Here is a 14,034-nt window from a genome sequence, read left to right on the forward strand (position 1 = left end):
CTTAGGCCGCCGCATCCCGGTCCGCCCGCGTCTGCAACTCGCGCTGGAAGTCGGCTTGGCGGCGCGTGCGGTCCAGGACCTGCCCCTTGAGCTGGCCGCAGGCCGCATCGATGTCGTCGCCGCGCGTGCGCCGCACCATGGTCAGCACCTGCGCATCGAGCAGGATCTTCTGGAACGCGCGGATCTCGGTATCGCCGGAGCGCTCGTAGCGCGTGCCCGGGAACGGATTGAACGGGATCAGGTTGACCTTGCCCGCATCCTTGGTCTGCACCGCATTGTCGAACTGGCGCATCAGCCGCGCCAGCTGCCGCGCGTGCTCGGGCTGGTCGTTGATGCCCTTCATCAGCGTGTATTCGAAGGTCACCGACTCGCGGCGCTTGTTGGCGCGCAGGTAGCGCGCGCACGCGGCCATCAGTTCGGCGACCGGGTATTTCTTGTTGAGCGGCACCAGCGTCTCGCGCAGCGCGTCGTCGGCCGCGTGCAGCGAGACCGCCAGCGACACGTCGCTCTCGGTGGACAGGCGATCGATCATCGGCACCAGGCCGGAGGTCGACAGCGTCACCCGCTTGTTGGCCAGGCCGTAGCCCAGGTCGTCGCGCATCACGCTCATCGCGCGCACGACGTTGTCGAAATTCATCAGCGGCTCGCCCATGCCCATCATCACCACGTTGGTGAGACGGCGCTGCTGGTGCGGCACGTTGCCCAGATGGCGCGCCGCGACCCACACCTGGCCGATGATCTCGGCGGTGGACAGGTTGCGGTTGAAGCCCTGGGTGGCGGTCGAACAGAACGTGCAGTTCAGCGCGCAGCCGACCTGCGAGGACACGCACAGCGTGCCGCGGCCCTTGTCGGGGATGTACACGGTCTCGATCGCGTTCTTGCCGTCGGTGCCCATGGCCAGCAGCCACTTGTGGGTCCCGTCGGTGGACGGCTTGTCGAACACGATGTTGGGGACGACGACCTCGGCATGCTGCTGCAGCTTGGCGCGCAGCGCCTTGCCGAGGTCGGTCATCTGGTCGAAGTCGGTGACGTAGCGGTGGTGGATCCACTTCATCACCTGGTGGGCGCGGTAGCGCGCTTCGCCGAGGGTCTCGGCGAAGAAACGCTCCAGGCCCTCGCGATCGAGGTCGAGCAGGTTCTGCTTGGTCGCGCCGCCGGTCCGGATCGGATCGGCGAGCGCCAACGGAGTGTGGACGACCTCGTTCACGATGACCTCTTAGCGCGAAACCACTTCGGTGGCGGCGAAGAAATACGCCACTTCGTTGGCGGCGTTCTCGACCGAGTCGGAACCGTGCGCGGCGTTGGCGTCGATCGAGTCGGCGAAATCGGCGCGGATGGTGCCCGGTGCGGCGTCCTTCGGATTGGTGGCGCCGAGCAGGTCGCGGTGCGCGGCCACGGCGTTCTCGCCTTCCAGCGCCTGGATCATCACCGGGCCGGAGATCATGAACTCGACCAGCGCGTTGAAGAACGGACGCTCGCGGTGCACGGCGTAGAAGCCCTCGGCCTCGCGGCGCGACAGCTGCTTGTACTTGGCGGCCACGACCTTCAGGCCGGCCTTCTCGAAGCGGGAATAGATCTCGCCGATGACGTTCTTGGCGACGGCATCGGGCTTGATGATGGACAGGGTGCGCTCCAGCGCCATGGGAATTTCTCCGTTGGGCGGGCCACTAGACTAGATGGCCCGAGGTTAGCATGAAAAAAACCCGCGTCAAAACGCGGGCTTAGCCAGAATTGCGATGGACAATTCTATCCAATCGCAGCGGGGTTTGCACGGGCGCCGGCTGAATCGTGCTGCATTGCAACATGACGCGCCCGGTGGCGAAGCCTAGACTCAAACAATCGTTTGATTGATTCCGGCGGCCGCATGGCAAAGCAAGCGCACTTCTCCACCAAGGACCGCATCCTCAGCGCGGCCGAGGAACTGTTCGCCCAGCACGGCTTCACCGGCACCTCCTTGCGCCAGGTAACCAGCCAGGCCGACGTCAACATCGCCGCGGTGAACTACCACTTCGGCTCCAAGGAAAACCTGGTCAACGAGGTGTTCCGGCGGCGCATGGACGAGATGACCGCGGCACGCCTGGCGCAGCTGGACGCCGCGCAGCGCCAGCATCCGGGCCAGCTCGGCCCGGTGCTGGCCGCGTTCGTGGAGCCGGCGCTGGCGATGGCCCAGGACCGCCAGAGCGGCGGCGCCTTCGTGCGCGTGATCGCCCGCGCCTACGCCGAGAAGAACGACAGCCTGCGCCAGTTCCTGTCCGACCACTACGGCCACGTGCTGCGCGAATTCGGCAAGGCCATCGCCGTGTGCGTGCCCGAGCTGAGCAAGGAAGAACTGTACTGGCGCCTGGATTTCCTGGCCGGCGCCCTGACCTACGCCATGGCCGACTTCGGCCTGATCAAGCGCCCCGCCGGCGTCAGCGAAGGCGCGCACCGCGCCCACGCCGCGCGCGAACTGATCCGTTTCGCCGAAGCGGGCTTCCTGGCCCGCGCCGCGCCCTGATCCGAAAGAACCGTCTCGCACCACCCACTGCTTCCAGACCCGAACCCGCAATCGTTGACCCACAGAGGCTGATCGCTATGTCCAACCCCCTGCTAGTCCGCCGTGCCGCCGTCCTGGGCGCGGGCGTGATGGGCGCGCAGATCGCTGCGCACCTGACCAACGCCGGCGTCGACACCGTCCTGTTCGACCTTCCCGCCAAGGAAGGCCATCCCGACGGCATCGTGCTCAAGGCCATCGCCAACCTGACCAAGCTGAGCCCGGCACCGCTGGCCAGCCCGTCGCTGGCCGAGGCGATCACCCCGGCCAACTACGACTCCGGCCTGGAGCAGCTGCGCGGCTGCGACCTGATCATCGAAGCCATCGCCGAGCGCATGGACTGGAAGCAGGACCTGTACAAGAAGATCGCCCCGTTCGTGGCCGATCACGCGGTGCTGGCCTCCAATACCTCCGGCCTGGGCATCAATGCGCTGTCCGACGTGCTGCCCGAGCAGCTGCGCCACCGCTTCTGCGGCGTGCACTTCTTCAACCCGCCGCGCTACATGCACCTGGCCGAGCTGATCCCGGCCAAGGGCACCGATGCCGCGGTGCTGGAAGGCCTGGAAGCGTTCCTGGTCACCACCCTGGGCAAGGGCGTGGTCTACGCCAAGGACACCCCGAACTTCATCGGCAACCGCATCGGCGTGTTCTCGATCCTGTCCACCATCCACCACACCGCGCAGTCCGGCCTGGGCTTCGACGAAGTGGACGCGCTGACCGGCCCGCTGGTCGGGCGGCCGAAATCGGCGACCTACCGCACTTCCGACGTGGTCGGCCTGGACACCATGGCCCACGTCATCAAGACCATGGCCGACACCCTGCCCGACGATCCGTGGCACCAGTACTTCGCTTCGCCGAAGTGGCTGGACGCGCTGATCGGCAAGGGCGCGCTCGGCCAGAAGGTCGGCGCCGGCATCTTCCGCAAGGTCGGCAAGGACATCGTGGTGCTGGACCTGCAGAAGCAGGACTACCGCCCTGCCGACCGCAGCGCGGCGCCGGAAGTGGTCGAGATCCTGAAGATCAAGAACCCGGCCGAGAAGTTCGCCAAGCTGCGCGAGAGCCAGCATCCGCAGGCGCAGTTCCTGTGGGCGACGTTCCGCGACCTGTTCCACTACAGCGCCTATCACCTGGCCGACATCGCCGAAACCGCGCGCGACGTGGACCTGGCGATCCGCTGGGGCTACGGCTGGTCGCTGGGCCCGTTCGAGACCTGGCAGGCCGCCGGCTGGAAGCAGGTGGCGCAGTGGATCGCCGACGACATCGTCGCCGGCAAGACCATGTCCAGCGCGCCGCTGCCGGACTGGGTGTTCGACGGTCGCGACGGCGTGCACGCCGCCGAGGGCAGCTACAGCCCGGCGCGCAACGCCAAGCTGCCGCGCTCGGCGCTGCCGGTGTACCAGCGCCAGCGCTTCCCCGATCCGCTGCTGGGCGAGAAGTTCGCCCCGGGCGAGACCGTGTTCGAGAACGACGGCCTGCGCCTGTGGCACGACGGCGACGACATCGCCGTGGTCAGCTTCAAGACCAAGATGAACACCGTCTCCGACCAGGTCCTCGACGGCCTGCAGGAAGCGGTGGGCCGCGCCGAGAAGGGCTTCAAGGGCCTGGTGATCTGGCAGCAGAAGGAGCCCTTCTCCGCCGGTGCCGACCTGGCCGGCGCGCTGGGCCTGCTGCAGGCCGGCAAGGTCGATGCGTTCGAGGCGATGGTCGCCAACTTCCAGGCCACCAGCCAGCGCATCAAGTATTCGCTGGTGCCGGTGGTCGCGGCGGTGCGCGGCCTGGCTCTGGGCGGCGGCTGCGAATTCCAGATGCACAGCGCCAAGACCGTGGCCGCGCTGGAAAGCTACATCGGCCTGGTCGAGGCCGGCGTCGGCCTGCTGCCGGCCGGCGGCGGCCTCAAGGAAATCGCGGTGCGCGCCTCGCAGGCGGCCGGCCCGGGCGGCGACGTGTTCGCCGAGCTGAAGAAGACCTTCGAGACCGTGGCGATGGCCAAGGTCTCCACCTCGGCGGTCAACGCCAAGGAACTGGGTCTGCTGCGCGGCACCGACAAGGTCGTGTTCAACAGCTACGAGGCGCTGTACATCGCCAAGGCCGAAGCGCGCGCGCTGGCCGAGGGCGGCTACCGCCCGCCGCTGCCGGCACGGCGCATCCAGGTCGCCGGCGACGTCGGCATCGCCACCTTCAAGATGCTGCTGGTCAACATGCTGGAAGGCCGTTTCATCAGCGAGTACGACTACGAGATCGCCACCCGCATCGCCACCGTGCTGTGCGGCGGCGAGGTCGATCGCGGCGCACTGGTCGACGAGGAATGGCTGCTCAAGCTCGAGCGCAAGCACTTCGTCGAACTGGCCCAGCAGGAAAAGACCCAGGCGCGGATCGGGCACATGCTGAAGACGGGCAAACCCTTGCGGAACTGATTGAAGACGGGACCAGGGACCAGGGACCGGGGACCCGGAAAGGCAGGAGCGGAGCGACGCTTTTGACTTTCCGGGTCCCTGGTCCCGGGTCCCCGGTCCCGAACCAGCAAACTTCCAGCCATTCGAGACTCCCCAAATGACCAGACAAATCCAAGACGCCTACATCGTCGCCGCCACCCGCACGCCGGTCGGCAAGGCGCCCAAGGGCGTGTTCCGCAATACCCGTCCGGACGACATGCTGGCGCACGTGCTGCGCGCGGTGGTCGCGCAGGCGCCGGGCATCGATACCTCGCGCATCGACGATGCGATCATCGGCTGCGCGATGCCCGAGGGCGAGCAAGGCATGAACGTGGCGCGCATCGGCGTGCTGCTGGCCGGGCTGCCGAATTCGGTGGCCGGGCAGACCATCAACCGCTTCTGCTCCTCCGGCATCCAGGCCGTGGCGCTGGCCGCGGACCAGATTCGCCTGGGCAACGCCGACCTGATGCTGGCCGGTGGCACCGAATCCATGTCGATGGTGCCGATGATGGGCAACAAGGTCGCGCTGTCGCCGAGCGTGTTCGCCGACGACCACGTCGCCATCGCCTACGGCATGGGCATCACCGCCGAGAAGGTGGCCGAGGAATGGAAGGTGTCGCGCGAGGACCAGGACGCGTTCGCGCTGGCCTCGCACCAGAAGGCCATCGCCGCGATCGCCGCCGGCGAGTTCCGCGACGAGATCACCCCATACGAGATCCTGTCGCACCAGCCCGACCTGGCCGGCAATGTCATCGCGCTGCGCAAGCGCCTGGTCGATACCGACGAAGGCCCGCGCCCGGACAGCTCGATCGAAGGCCTGGCCAAGCTGCGCCCGGTGTTCCGCAACGGCCAGTTCGGCGGCAGCGTCACCGCCGGCAACTCCTCGCAGATGAGCGACGGCGCCGGTGCGGTGCTGCTGGCCTCCGAGCAGGCGATCAAGGACTACGGCCTGACCCCCCTCGCCCGCTTCGTCAGCTTCTCGGTCGCCGGCGTGCGTCCGGAAGTGATGGGCATCGGCCCGATCGCGGCGATTCCCAAGGCGCTCAAGCAGGCCGGCCTGAGCAAGGACCAGATTGACTGGATCGAACTCAACGAAGCCTTCGCCGCGCAGTCGCTGGCGGTGATCCGCGACAGCGGCCTGGACCCGTCCAAGGTCAATCCGCTGGGCGGCGCGATCGCACTCGGCCATCCGCTCGGCGCCACCGGTGCGATCCGCACCGCCACGCTGGTGCACGGCCTGCGCCGCCGCCAGCAGAAGTACGGCATGGTCACCATGTGCATCGGCACCGGCATGGGCGCGGCCGGGATCATCGAGGCGCTGTAAGGCAATCACCCCTGATGGGTTGCGTGGCGCGGGTAAGAATGCAGCCCGCCCGCGCCACCCATCCAGCCATTGCCGCCTGCGGCATCGGATTAGTCGTTCCCCGCCTGTTTGCCGATCCGCTTCACCGATCGGCAAGACGTTCGCAGGGCTGGCGCAGCAACGGAAAAGGCAGCCGAGAGGCTGCCTTTTCCGTTGCCGGCACGAGGATTCCGGCCGCGCACCGCAACGAAGCGGGCGCGGCGGCAGGCTCGGTCAGTCTTCGGCCAGCATCTGCGTGAGCTTCGCGCGCGCCGGCTTGGCCAGCTTCTTGTTCTCCAGCGCGAAGCGGATGGTCGCCTCGACCAGGCCCAGGTGGGTGCCGCAATCGAAACGGGTTCCCTCGAAGCGATAGGCGTCGACCTGCTCGCTCTTCAGCAGCGCGGCGATGGCATCGGTCAGCTGGATCTCGCCGCCGGCACCGGTGCCGGTGCTTTCCAGCAGTTCGAAGATCTTCGGACTGAGCACATAGCGCCCCACCACCGCCAGGTCGCTGGGCGCGTCTTCCGGCTTGGGCTTTTCGACGATCTGCGCGATGCGGCCCTTGCGGCCGTCGAAGGCGTCGGTGGCGACGATGCCGTAACTGGCGGTGTTCTCGTGCGGCACGTCCTCCACAGCGATCACGCTGGCGCCGCTGGCCTCGTTGAGGTCGGCCATCTGCTTGAGCGCGCCGGCGCCGCGGTTCCAGATCAGGTCGTCCGGCAGCAGCACGGCGAACGGTTCGTCGCCGATCACCGACTTGGCGCACAGCACCGCATGGCCCAGGCCCAGCGCTTCGGCCTGGGTCACGAAGACGGCGCGCACGCCCTTGGGCAGCACGTTGCGGATCATTTCCAGCAGCTCGACCTTGCCGGCGCGCTCGAGCTTCTGCTCCAGCTCGTAGGCCTTGTCGAAATAATCCGCAACCGCGTGCTTGTAGCGGTTGGTGACGAAGATCAGGGTGTCGCAACCGGCCTCGATCGCCTCGTCGACGGCGTACTGGATCAACGGCCGATCGATGATCGGCAGCATTTCCTTGGGCACCGTCTTGGTGGCGGGAAGAAAGCGGGTACCCAGACCTGCAACCGGAAAAACTGCCTTGCGGATTCTCTTGCTCATCAGAGCCTTCTGGCCTCGCGTGCGGGGAAAGGGACGATTGTAGCGGAGCTATCGTGACCGGCCTGTTGTCGCAACGGCGCGAATTCGGGCATGGTCGTGCGCAGTACTTTCTCGATGCCGTCGCTGTCGTACTCGGCCACGGCCGCACGCAATTGCTGCAGGCCCTGCAGGATGTCTTCGCGCGAAAAGCTGCGCGCGCCGGCTTCCAGGATCTTCGGGTGCGAGGTGGGACGATAGTTCTCGTCGGCATAGAACAGGGTTTCGTGCAGCTTCTCGCCCGGGCGCAACCCGGTGTAGACGATCGCGATGTCGCGGCCGGGTTGCTTGCCGGCCAGGCGGATCATCTGCTCGGCGAGCAGACGGATTGGCACCGGCTCGCCCATGTCCAACGTGTAGATCGCGCCGTGCGACGCCGAGGCGGCGGCCTGCACGATCAGCTGGCAGGCCTCGGGAATGGTCATGAAGTAGCGGGTCACCTGCGGATCGGTCACCGTGACCGGACCGCCCTGGCGGATCTGCTCGCGGAACAGCGGCACCACGCTGCCGGCCGAATCCAGCACGTTGCCGAAGCGCACGGTGACGAAACGGGTGCCCACGGTCTGGTCGTCCAGCGACTGGCACACCATCTCCGCGTAGCGCTTGGACGCGCCGAGCACGTTGACCGGATTGACCGCCTTGTCGGTGGAGATGAACACGAAGGTCGAGACCTTGGCGGCGACGCAGGCGCGGGCCACGGTCTCGGTGGACAGCACGTTGTTGCGGACCGCTTCGCGGAACTGCTTCTCCAGCAGCGGCACCTGCTTGTAGGCCGCGGCATGGAACACCGCATCCGGCTCGGCGATGCGCATCGCATGGCGGGTCACCGCCGGATCGCCGCAGTCGCCCAGCACGCACTCGATTTCCAGGTCGGGAAAGGTGCGGTGCAGATCGGCGTGAATGGTGATCAGCGCCAGCTCGTCGATCTCCAGCAGCACCACCTTGCGTGCGCCATGGCGCGCGCACTGCCGGCACAGTTCCGAACCGATCGACCCGCCGGCACCGGTCACCATCACCGTGCGCCCGGACAACCAGCCCTTGATCAGCTTCCAGTCCGGGGTCACCGGCTTGCGCCCGAGCAGGTCCTCGATCGCGACCTCCTTCAGTTCGCCCGGCAGATAGTGGCCCTCGAGCACGTCGAGCAGGCGCGGCACGGTGCGGAACGGCAGCCCGGTGCTTTCGCAGATCGCCACCACCCGCTGCATGCCGGCCGCGTCCAGCGACGGGATCGCGATGACCAGCAGCTTGGCCGCGGTTTCCTTGGCGATCGCCCCGGCTTCGTCGATCCGGCCCAGGATCGGCAGGCCCTGCAGCTTGGCGCCGTGCAGATGGCCGGCATCGTCGACGAATCCGACCGGGTGATAGGCGCCGGAGCGGCGCAGGTCGCGCACCAACGCCTCGGCCGCACGGCCGGCACCGACGATCAGCACGCGCCGCGCGGTCTCGTCCGAATGCGCGATCTGGTAGTCCTTCCACGCGCGGTACAGCAGCCGCGGCGCACCCAGCAGCGCCGACAGCGCGAACGGATACACCATCAGCACCGACAGCGGAATGGAATCGAAGCGACTGTAGGCCAGCCCCAGCACGATCGCGACCAGGCCGTAGAAGCTGGCCTTGAAGATGTTCAACAGGTCCGGAACGCTGGCAAAGCGCCACAGCCCGCGATACAGGCCGACCTTCCAGAACACCAGGCCCTGCGCCGCCAGCACGATGGCGGTATTGAGGTTCCACAAGGGCAGCGGATGCTCGCCGGGCAGCATCGTGTAGCGCGCCGCATGCAGCAACTGCCAGCAGATCCAGACGATCGCCAGATCGTGGACGACCACGGAGGCCTTGGGGAACATCTCGGTCAAACGGTCGCGGATCGAAAGCATCAGTTTTCCATATGAGTTCAGCGCAATCCCTTACGCAAAGTCAGCCAAAGCGCACTTCCCGATAGATACCAGCCAAGCGCCAATGCAATCTGCCCCCCGGTCTGCAACGTTCCACCGAACCAGGCAATTGTAATCGCGACAATGCTGAACAGGGCATAGGCGAGGGTCACGACCGTATGGCTCCTGCCTGCGTGGACCCAACGTTGGTAGACATGTTGCGCGTGCGGTTGCCACCAACGTTCGCCGGCGAGCATGCGCGACAACAACGTGAAGCCGGCGTCGATGGCAAACGCCGATATCGGTATCAGCAGCAACCATGGTGTGAGCCCGGTCGCGACATTGCACAGCGCGAACAGCGCGGCGAGCAGATAGCCCAGCGCGCCGCTGCCGACGTCGCCGAGGAAGATCCGCGCCCGCGGATAGTTGAACGGCAGGAAGCCGGCGCAGGCCGCGACCAACACCAGGCACGCCCAGCGCAGCGGTTCGGGCAGGAACCCGGCAAAACCCAGCGCCGCCAGCATCGCCTGGCTGGTCGCCAGGCCGTTGATGCCGTCCATGAAGTTCCAGATGTTGATCAGCGAGATCGTCGCCAACCAGGTCAGCGCGGCCAGCCACGGGTTTTGGTGCACTCGGTAGACAAGTGCAGCCAGCAGGCCGGCGGCAACTGCGTGCACCAGCAGCCGCAGCGCGGCCGACAGCGGGCGGTGGTCGTCCCACCAGCCGATGCCGGCGACCAGCATCAGCCCGGCAGCGAACAGCGCGATGGCCACGCCCTGCTGCGGCCAGACCGAGGCCGCATAGGCGCAGGCCGCCAGCACCGTCGCCACGATCGCGACACCGCCGCCGCGCGGCGTGGCCACCGTATGGCTGCGACGCTCGCCGGGAGCGTCCAGCAAGTTGCGCTTGAGGGCGTAGCGGCGCGACAGCCACGTCCCGATCGCGCTGAACGCCGCCAGCGCCGCGAGCAGCGCCCAACCTGCAACCGGCACCTACACCACCGCGTAGTTGAGCAGCGGCTTGACCGTGCCCCACTCCTTGCAGCTCGGGCATTGCCAATGGTGGGTGCGTGCGCCGAAGCCGCAGCGCGTGCAGCGGTAGCTGGGATTGCGCACCAGCAACTGGTCGGTGATGTGCTTCAGGTCCTGCAGGGTGGCGGTGGAATCGGCGCCTTCGGCCAGGGTCAGGTCGATCAAGGCCGACTCGCCGCGTACCGAGGGCCGATCCTTCAGCTGCCGACCGAGGTAGGCACGCGCCGCGGACACGCCTTCCTGCGATTCCATCAGCCGGGTCAGCGCCAGCACCGGGGCGATGCCGCGGTAGTGCTCGGTCATTTCCGACAGGAACGCGCGCGCGCCGCTGAGATCGTGGCCGCGCCGGTAGCAATCCATCAGCGCCGGCATGATCTCCGGCAGGTAGTCCGGGTCGTGGCGCGCGGCGCGTTCGAAGGCGCGGATCGCGGCCTCGTCGTTGCCGTCGTCCACGTCGATGCGCCCTTCCAGGATGCCGGCACGCACCGAGGTGGCGTCGGCCTGGTAGGCGCGCGCGATCGCGGCGCGCGCCAGTTCGGAAGTGCCGGATGCGCGGTAGCGGTCGGCCAGCTCGCATTCGAACTGCGCGATCAGCTTGCCCATCGGCTCGCCGGTCACTTCCTCGTAGCGGGTGGCGTTGTCGATCGCCTTTTCCCAGTCGCGCTCGGCCTGGTAGATGCCGATCAGGTGCTTGAGCGCCTGCGGCGCGCGCTGGTCGATCTGCGCCAGTTCGGTGAACACGGTCTCGGCGCGGTCCAGCAGGCCGGACTTCATGTAGTCCTCGCCCAGTGCCAGCAAGGCCTGCACGCGCTGCGGGTCGCTCAGGTCGGCGCGCTGCACCAGGCCCTGATGCAGGCGAATCGCCCGGTCGACTTCACCGCGCCGGCGGAACAGGTGACCGAGCGCGACCTGGGTCTCGAAGGTTTCCTTGTCCAGCTCGGCGATATGCAGGAACAGCTCGATCGCCTTGTCCGGCTCTTCGTTGAGCAGGTAGTTCAGGCCGCGGAAATACGTGCTGGATAGCCGGCTGACCTGCGTGTCGCCATGGCGCTGGCCGCCGCGGCGGCCGATGACCCATCCGCTCAGCGCTGCCAGCGGCAGGAACAGGAAGAACCAGAACCACTCGGTCAGGAAGTCCATCGAAGATCAGCGTCCGTCCACGGGCTGGGTATAGGTCGGTACCGGCGCGACGGCCGGCGCGGAAGCGGCGACCGCGGCCTTGTTGGCGCGGCGCAGCTTGGCGTACAGCGGGATCACCAGCGCCGCCAGCACCAGAGCCGCACCGATCACCAGGCCGGCGAACAGCGAGACGATGATGGCGATACCGGAGGTGGTATGGAGGTCGGTGAAACCGAAACTGACGACGATCTGCTGCGAATTCAGCGATCCGATGACCAGACCGGCCAGCAGGAACACCAGCAATATCAGCAGACGGGCAATTTTCATGAAGGTCTCCAACGTCGGGAGACGCTAGATTAGCCGAACGGACTGGGATTCCGGAAAAAACCCGGAGTCAGGGCTTCGGTTGGCTCAGGGCGTGTCGGATTCGACCGGAACGACGCCGCTGACGCGCTCGCGCAATTCCTTGCCTGGCTTGAAGTGCGGCACGTGCTTGCCGGGAAGCGCGACGGACTCGCCGGTCTTGGGATTGCGTCCCAGGCGCGGCGGCCGGTAATGCAGGGAAAAACTGCCGAAACCGCGGATCTCGATGCGGTCGCCGCCGGACAGCGCGCCGCCCATCATCTCCAATAGCGATTTCACCGCCAGATCGACGTCGTCCGACTTCAGATGCGCCTGCTTGCGCGCCAGGATTTCGATCAGTTCGGACTTGGTCATTACGGATTCGTGCGGTGGGGTCGCAACCCGGCACGGCCCGGATGACCGGGCCGTGCCAGTAACGCTGCGTGTGGCGGATTACTCGGACTTGTTGCCGTTCAACTGCGCACGCAGCAGCGCACCCAGCTGGGTGGTGCCGCCCGACGCGGACTGGTATTCCTCCAGCACTTCGCGCATTTCGGCATCGTCCTTGGCCTTGATCGACAGCTGCAGGGTGCGGCCCTTGCGGTCCATGCCCACGAACTTGGCTTCGATCTTGTCGCCGACCTTCAGGTGCTGGGTCGCATCGTCGACGCGCTCGTTGGCGATGTCGCGCGCGGCGACGTAGCCCTCGATGCCGTCGGCCAGGTCGATGGTGGCGCCCTTGGCGTCCACTTCACGCACCACGCCCTCGACCTTCGAACCCTTCGGATTGGCCGCCATGTACTGGCCGAACGGATCCTGCTCCAACTGCTTGACGCCCAGGCTGATGCGCTCGCGCTCCGGGTCCACCGCCAGCACCACCGCTTCCAGCGTGTCGCCCTTCTTGAAGTTGCGCACGATGTCTTCGCCGGTGGTGTTCCAGCTGATGTCCGACAGGTGCACCAGGCCGTCGATGCCGCCGTCCAGGCCGATGAAGATGCCGAAGTCGGTGATCGACTTGATCTGGCCGGACACCTTGTCGTTCTTCTTGTGGGTGGCCGCGAAGGTCTCCCACGGATTGGCGGCGACCTGCTTCATGCCCAGCGAGATGCGGCGACGCTCCTCGTCCACGTCCAGGACCATGACCTCGACCTCGTCGCCGACCTGCACGACCTTGGACGGGTTGACGTTCTTGTTGGTCCAGTCCATTTCCGACACGTGCACCAGGCCTTCCACGCCCGGCTCGATCTCGACGAACGCGCCGTAATCGGTGACGTTGGAGACCTTGCCGAACACGCGGCTGTTGGCCGGGTAGCGACGCGCGATGTTGTCCCACGGATCCTCGCCCAGCTGCTTCAGACCCAGCGAAACGCGGTTGCGCTCGCGGTCGAACTTCAGCACGCGCACGTCCAGCTCGTCGCCCACGTTCACGACTTCGGACGGATGGCGCACGCGCTTCCAGGCCATGTCGGTGATGTGCAGCAGGCCGTCGATGCCGCCCAGGTCCACGAACGCGCCGTAGTCGGTCAGGTTCTTGACCACGCCCTTCAGGATCGCGCCTTCCTGCAGCTTGTCCATCAGCTGCTCGCGCTCTTCCGAATGCTCGCTCTCGACCACCGCACGACGCGAGACCACCACGTTGTTGCGCTTGCGGTCCAGCTTGATGAGCTTGAACTCCAGCTCCTTGCCTTCCAGGTAGGCCGGGTCGCGCACGGGGCGCACATCGACCAGCGAACCCGGCAGGAACGCGCGGACATCCTTGATGTCCACGGTGAAACCACCCTTGACCTTGCCGCTGATGCGGCCGGTGATGGTCTCGTTCTTTTCCAACGCTTCTTCCAGCTCGTCCCACACCATCGCGCGCTTGGCCTTCTCGCGCGACAACACGGTTTCGCCGAAGCCGTTCTCGAGCGAGTCGAGGGCGACCTTGACCAGGTCGCCTTCGGCGACGTCGATCTCGCCAGCGTCGTTACGGAACTGTTCGATCGGCACGATGCCTTCGGACTTCAGGCCGGCGTTGATCACCACCACGTCGCCGCGGACTTCCACGACGACGCCGGTGACGATGGAGCCCGGCTTCAGCTTGGCCAGATTGTTTTGACTGGCTTCGAACAGTTCGGCAAAAGATTCGGTCATTTTGAAATTACTCTAGTGGACACACGGACAGTGCGTTTCTTCTGGAAACGGCGAACTGCCCACCTGTTAGTCGGCCCAA

12 protein-coding genes are annotated in these 14,034 nt (G+C 66.6%); 3 read left to right on the forward strand and 9 right to left on the reverse strand.

The window, feature by feature from the left end; translation table 11 throughout:
• Position 1 precedes the first annotated feature (1 nt).
• Both rlmN and ndk read right to left on the reverse strand, forming a co-directional pair.
• A complete protein-coding gene (gene rlmN, locus J2Y70_RS18000; protein WP_309920791.1) occupies positions 2–1,183 on the reverse strand; it encodes a 23S rRNA (adenine(2503)-C(2))-methyltransferase RlmN in 1,182 nt (393 codons plus the stop codon).
• A 33-nt stretch (positions 1,184–1,216) separates the two neighbouring features.
• Complete coding sequence (gene ndk, locus J2Y70_RS18005; RefSeq protein WP_002812972.1) at positions 1,217–1,642, reverse strand: nucleoside-diphosphate kinase; 426 nt, start codon at positions 1,640–1,642, stop codon at positions 1,217–1,219.
• Between the two features lie 222 nt (positions 1,643–1,864).
• Between ndk and J2Y70_RS18010 the strand changes: the two genes are divergently transcribed.
• The 3 genes from J2Y70_RS18010 to J2Y70_RS18020 all read left to right on the forward strand — a co-directional run bounded on the left by J2Y70_RS18010 (position 1,865) and on the right by J2Y70_RS18020 (position 6,289).
• Positions 1,865–2,497 carry a TetR family transcriptional regulator gene (locus J2Y70_RS18010; protein WP_309920609.1) on the forward strand — a complete coding sequence of 211 codons (633 nt, stop codon included), beginning with the start codon at positions 1,865–1,867 and terminating at the stop codon, positions 2,495–2,497.
• 77 nt (positions 2,498–2,574) lie between these two features.
• Positions 2,575–4,947: a 3-hydroxyacyl-CoA dehydrogenase/enoyl-CoA hydratase family protein gene (locus J2Y70_RS18015; RefSeq protein WP_309920613.1), complete on the forward strand. Its 2,373-nt coding sequence runs from the start codon at positions 2,575–2,577 to the stop codon at positions 4,945–4,947.
• A gap of 136 nt (positions 4,948–5,083) precedes the next feature.
• On the forward strand, positions 5,084–6,289 hold the full coding sequence (locus J2Y70_RS18020) for an acetyl-CoA C-acyltransferase (protein ID WP_309920616.1): 1,206 nt from the start codon (positions 5,084–5,086) through the stop codon (positions 6,287–6,289).
• 252 nt (positions 6,290–6,541) lie between these two features.
• Here J2Y70_RS18020 and galU read toward each other — a convergent pair whose 3' ends face one another.
• From galU to rpsA, 7 genes are all read right to left on the reverse strand, one after another.
• Positions 6,542–7,423 (reverse strand): UTP--glucose-1-phosphate uridylyltransferase GalU, encoded by an 882-nt coding sequence (gene galU / locus J2Y70_RS18025; protein ID WP_263394663.1) that lies wholly within the window; start codon positions 7,421–7,423, stop codon positions 6,542–6,544.
• Positions 7,423–9,333 (reverse strand): nucleoside-diphosphate sugar epimerase/dehydratase, encoded by a 1,911-nt coding sequence (locus tag J2Y70_RS18030; protein WP_309920619.1) that lies wholly within the window; start codon positions 9,331–9,333, stop codon positions 7,423–7,425. Before J2Y70_RS18030 ends, galU begins: the two co-directional genes overlap by 1 nt.
• A 17-nt stretch (positions 9,334–9,350) precedes the next feature.
• Entirely contained in the window at positions 9,351–10,322 is a 972-nt protein-coding gene (locus J2Y70_RS18035; RefSeq protein WP_309920622.1) for a glycosyltransferase family 4 protein, read from the reverse strand.
• Positions 10,323–11,501: a lipopolysaccharide assembly protein LapB gene (gene lapB, locus J2Y70_RS18040; RefSeq protein ID WP_263394666.1), complete on the reverse strand. Its 1,179-nt coding sequence runs from the start codon at positions 11,499–11,501 to the stop codon at positions 10,323–10,325.
• A 6-nt stretch (positions 11,502–11,507) separates the two neighbouring features.
• Positions 11,508–11,807 (reverse strand): hypothetical protein, encoded by a 300-nt coding sequence (locus J2Y70_RS18045; RefSeq protein ID WP_263394667.1) that lies wholly within the window; start codon positions 11,805–11,807, stop codon positions 11,508–11,510.
• Positions 11,808–11,891: 84 nt separating this feature from the next.
• Positions 11,892–12,197, reverse strand: coding sequence for an integration host factor subunit beta (locus J2Y70_RS18050; RefSeq protein ID WP_010342890.1), 306 nt, complete (start codon positions 12,195–12,197; stop codon positions 11,892–11,894).
• A 78-nt stretch (positions 12,198–12,275) separates the two neighbouring features.
• A complete protein-coding gene (gene rpsA / locus J2Y70_RS18055) occupies positions 12,276–13,955 on the reverse strand; it encodes a 30S ribosomal protein S1 (RefSeq protein ID WP_263394668.1) in 1,680 nt (559 codons plus the stop codon).
• Between the last annotated feature and the right edge of the window lie 79 nt (positions 13,956–14,034).

Origin of the sequence: Xanthomonas sp. 1678, assembly GCF_031455575.1 — a bacterium.
Lineage (GTDB): Bacteria > Pseudomonadota > Gammaproteobacteria > Xanthomonadales > Xanthomonadaceae > Xanthomonas_A.

Excerpts from the sequence above, each read along its gene's own strand:
- ndk (WP_002812972.1), bottom strand. The coding sequence starts at position 1,642 with ATGGCGCTGGAGCGCACCCTGTCCATCATCAAGCCCGATGCCGTCGCC.
- J2Y70_RS18010 (WP_309920609.1), top strand. The coding sequence starts at position 1,865 with ATGGCAAAGCAAGCGCACTTCTCCACCAAGGACCGCATCCTCAGCGCG.
- J2Y70_RS18015 (WP_309920613.1), top strand. The coding sequence starts at position 2,575 with ATGTCCAACCCCCTGCTAGTCCGCCGTGCCGCCGTCCTGGGCGCGGGC.
- J2Y70_RS18020 (WP_309920616.1), top strand. The coding sequence starts at position 5,084 with ATGACCAGACAAATCCAAGACGCCTACATCGTCGCCGCCACCCGCACG.
- galU (WP_263394663.1), bottom strand. The coding sequence starts at position 7,423 with ATGAGCAAGAGAATCCGCAAGGCAGTTTTTCCGGTTGCAGGTCTGGGT.
- J2Y70_RS18030 (WP_309920619.1), bottom strand. The coding sequence starts at position 9,333 with ATGCTTTCGATCCGCGACCGTTTGACCGAGATGTTCCCCAAGGCCTCC.
- lapB (WP_263394666.1), bottom strand. The coding sequence starts at position 11,501 with ATGGACTTCCTGACCGAGTGGTTCTGGTTCTTCCTGTTCCTGCCGCTG.
- J2Y70_RS18045 (WP_263394667.1), bottom strand. The coding sequence starts at position 11,807 with ATGAAAATTGCCCGTCTGCTGATATTGCTGGTGTTCCTGCTGGCCGGT.
- J2Y70_RS18050 (WP_010342890.1), bottom strand. The coding sequence starts at position 12,197 with ATGACCAAGTCCGAACTGATCGAAATCCTGGCGCGCAAGCAGGCGCAT.
- rpsA (WP_263394668.1), bottom strand. The coding sequence starts at position 13,955 with ATGACCGAATCTTTTGCCGAACTGTTCGAAGCCAGTCAAAACAATCTG.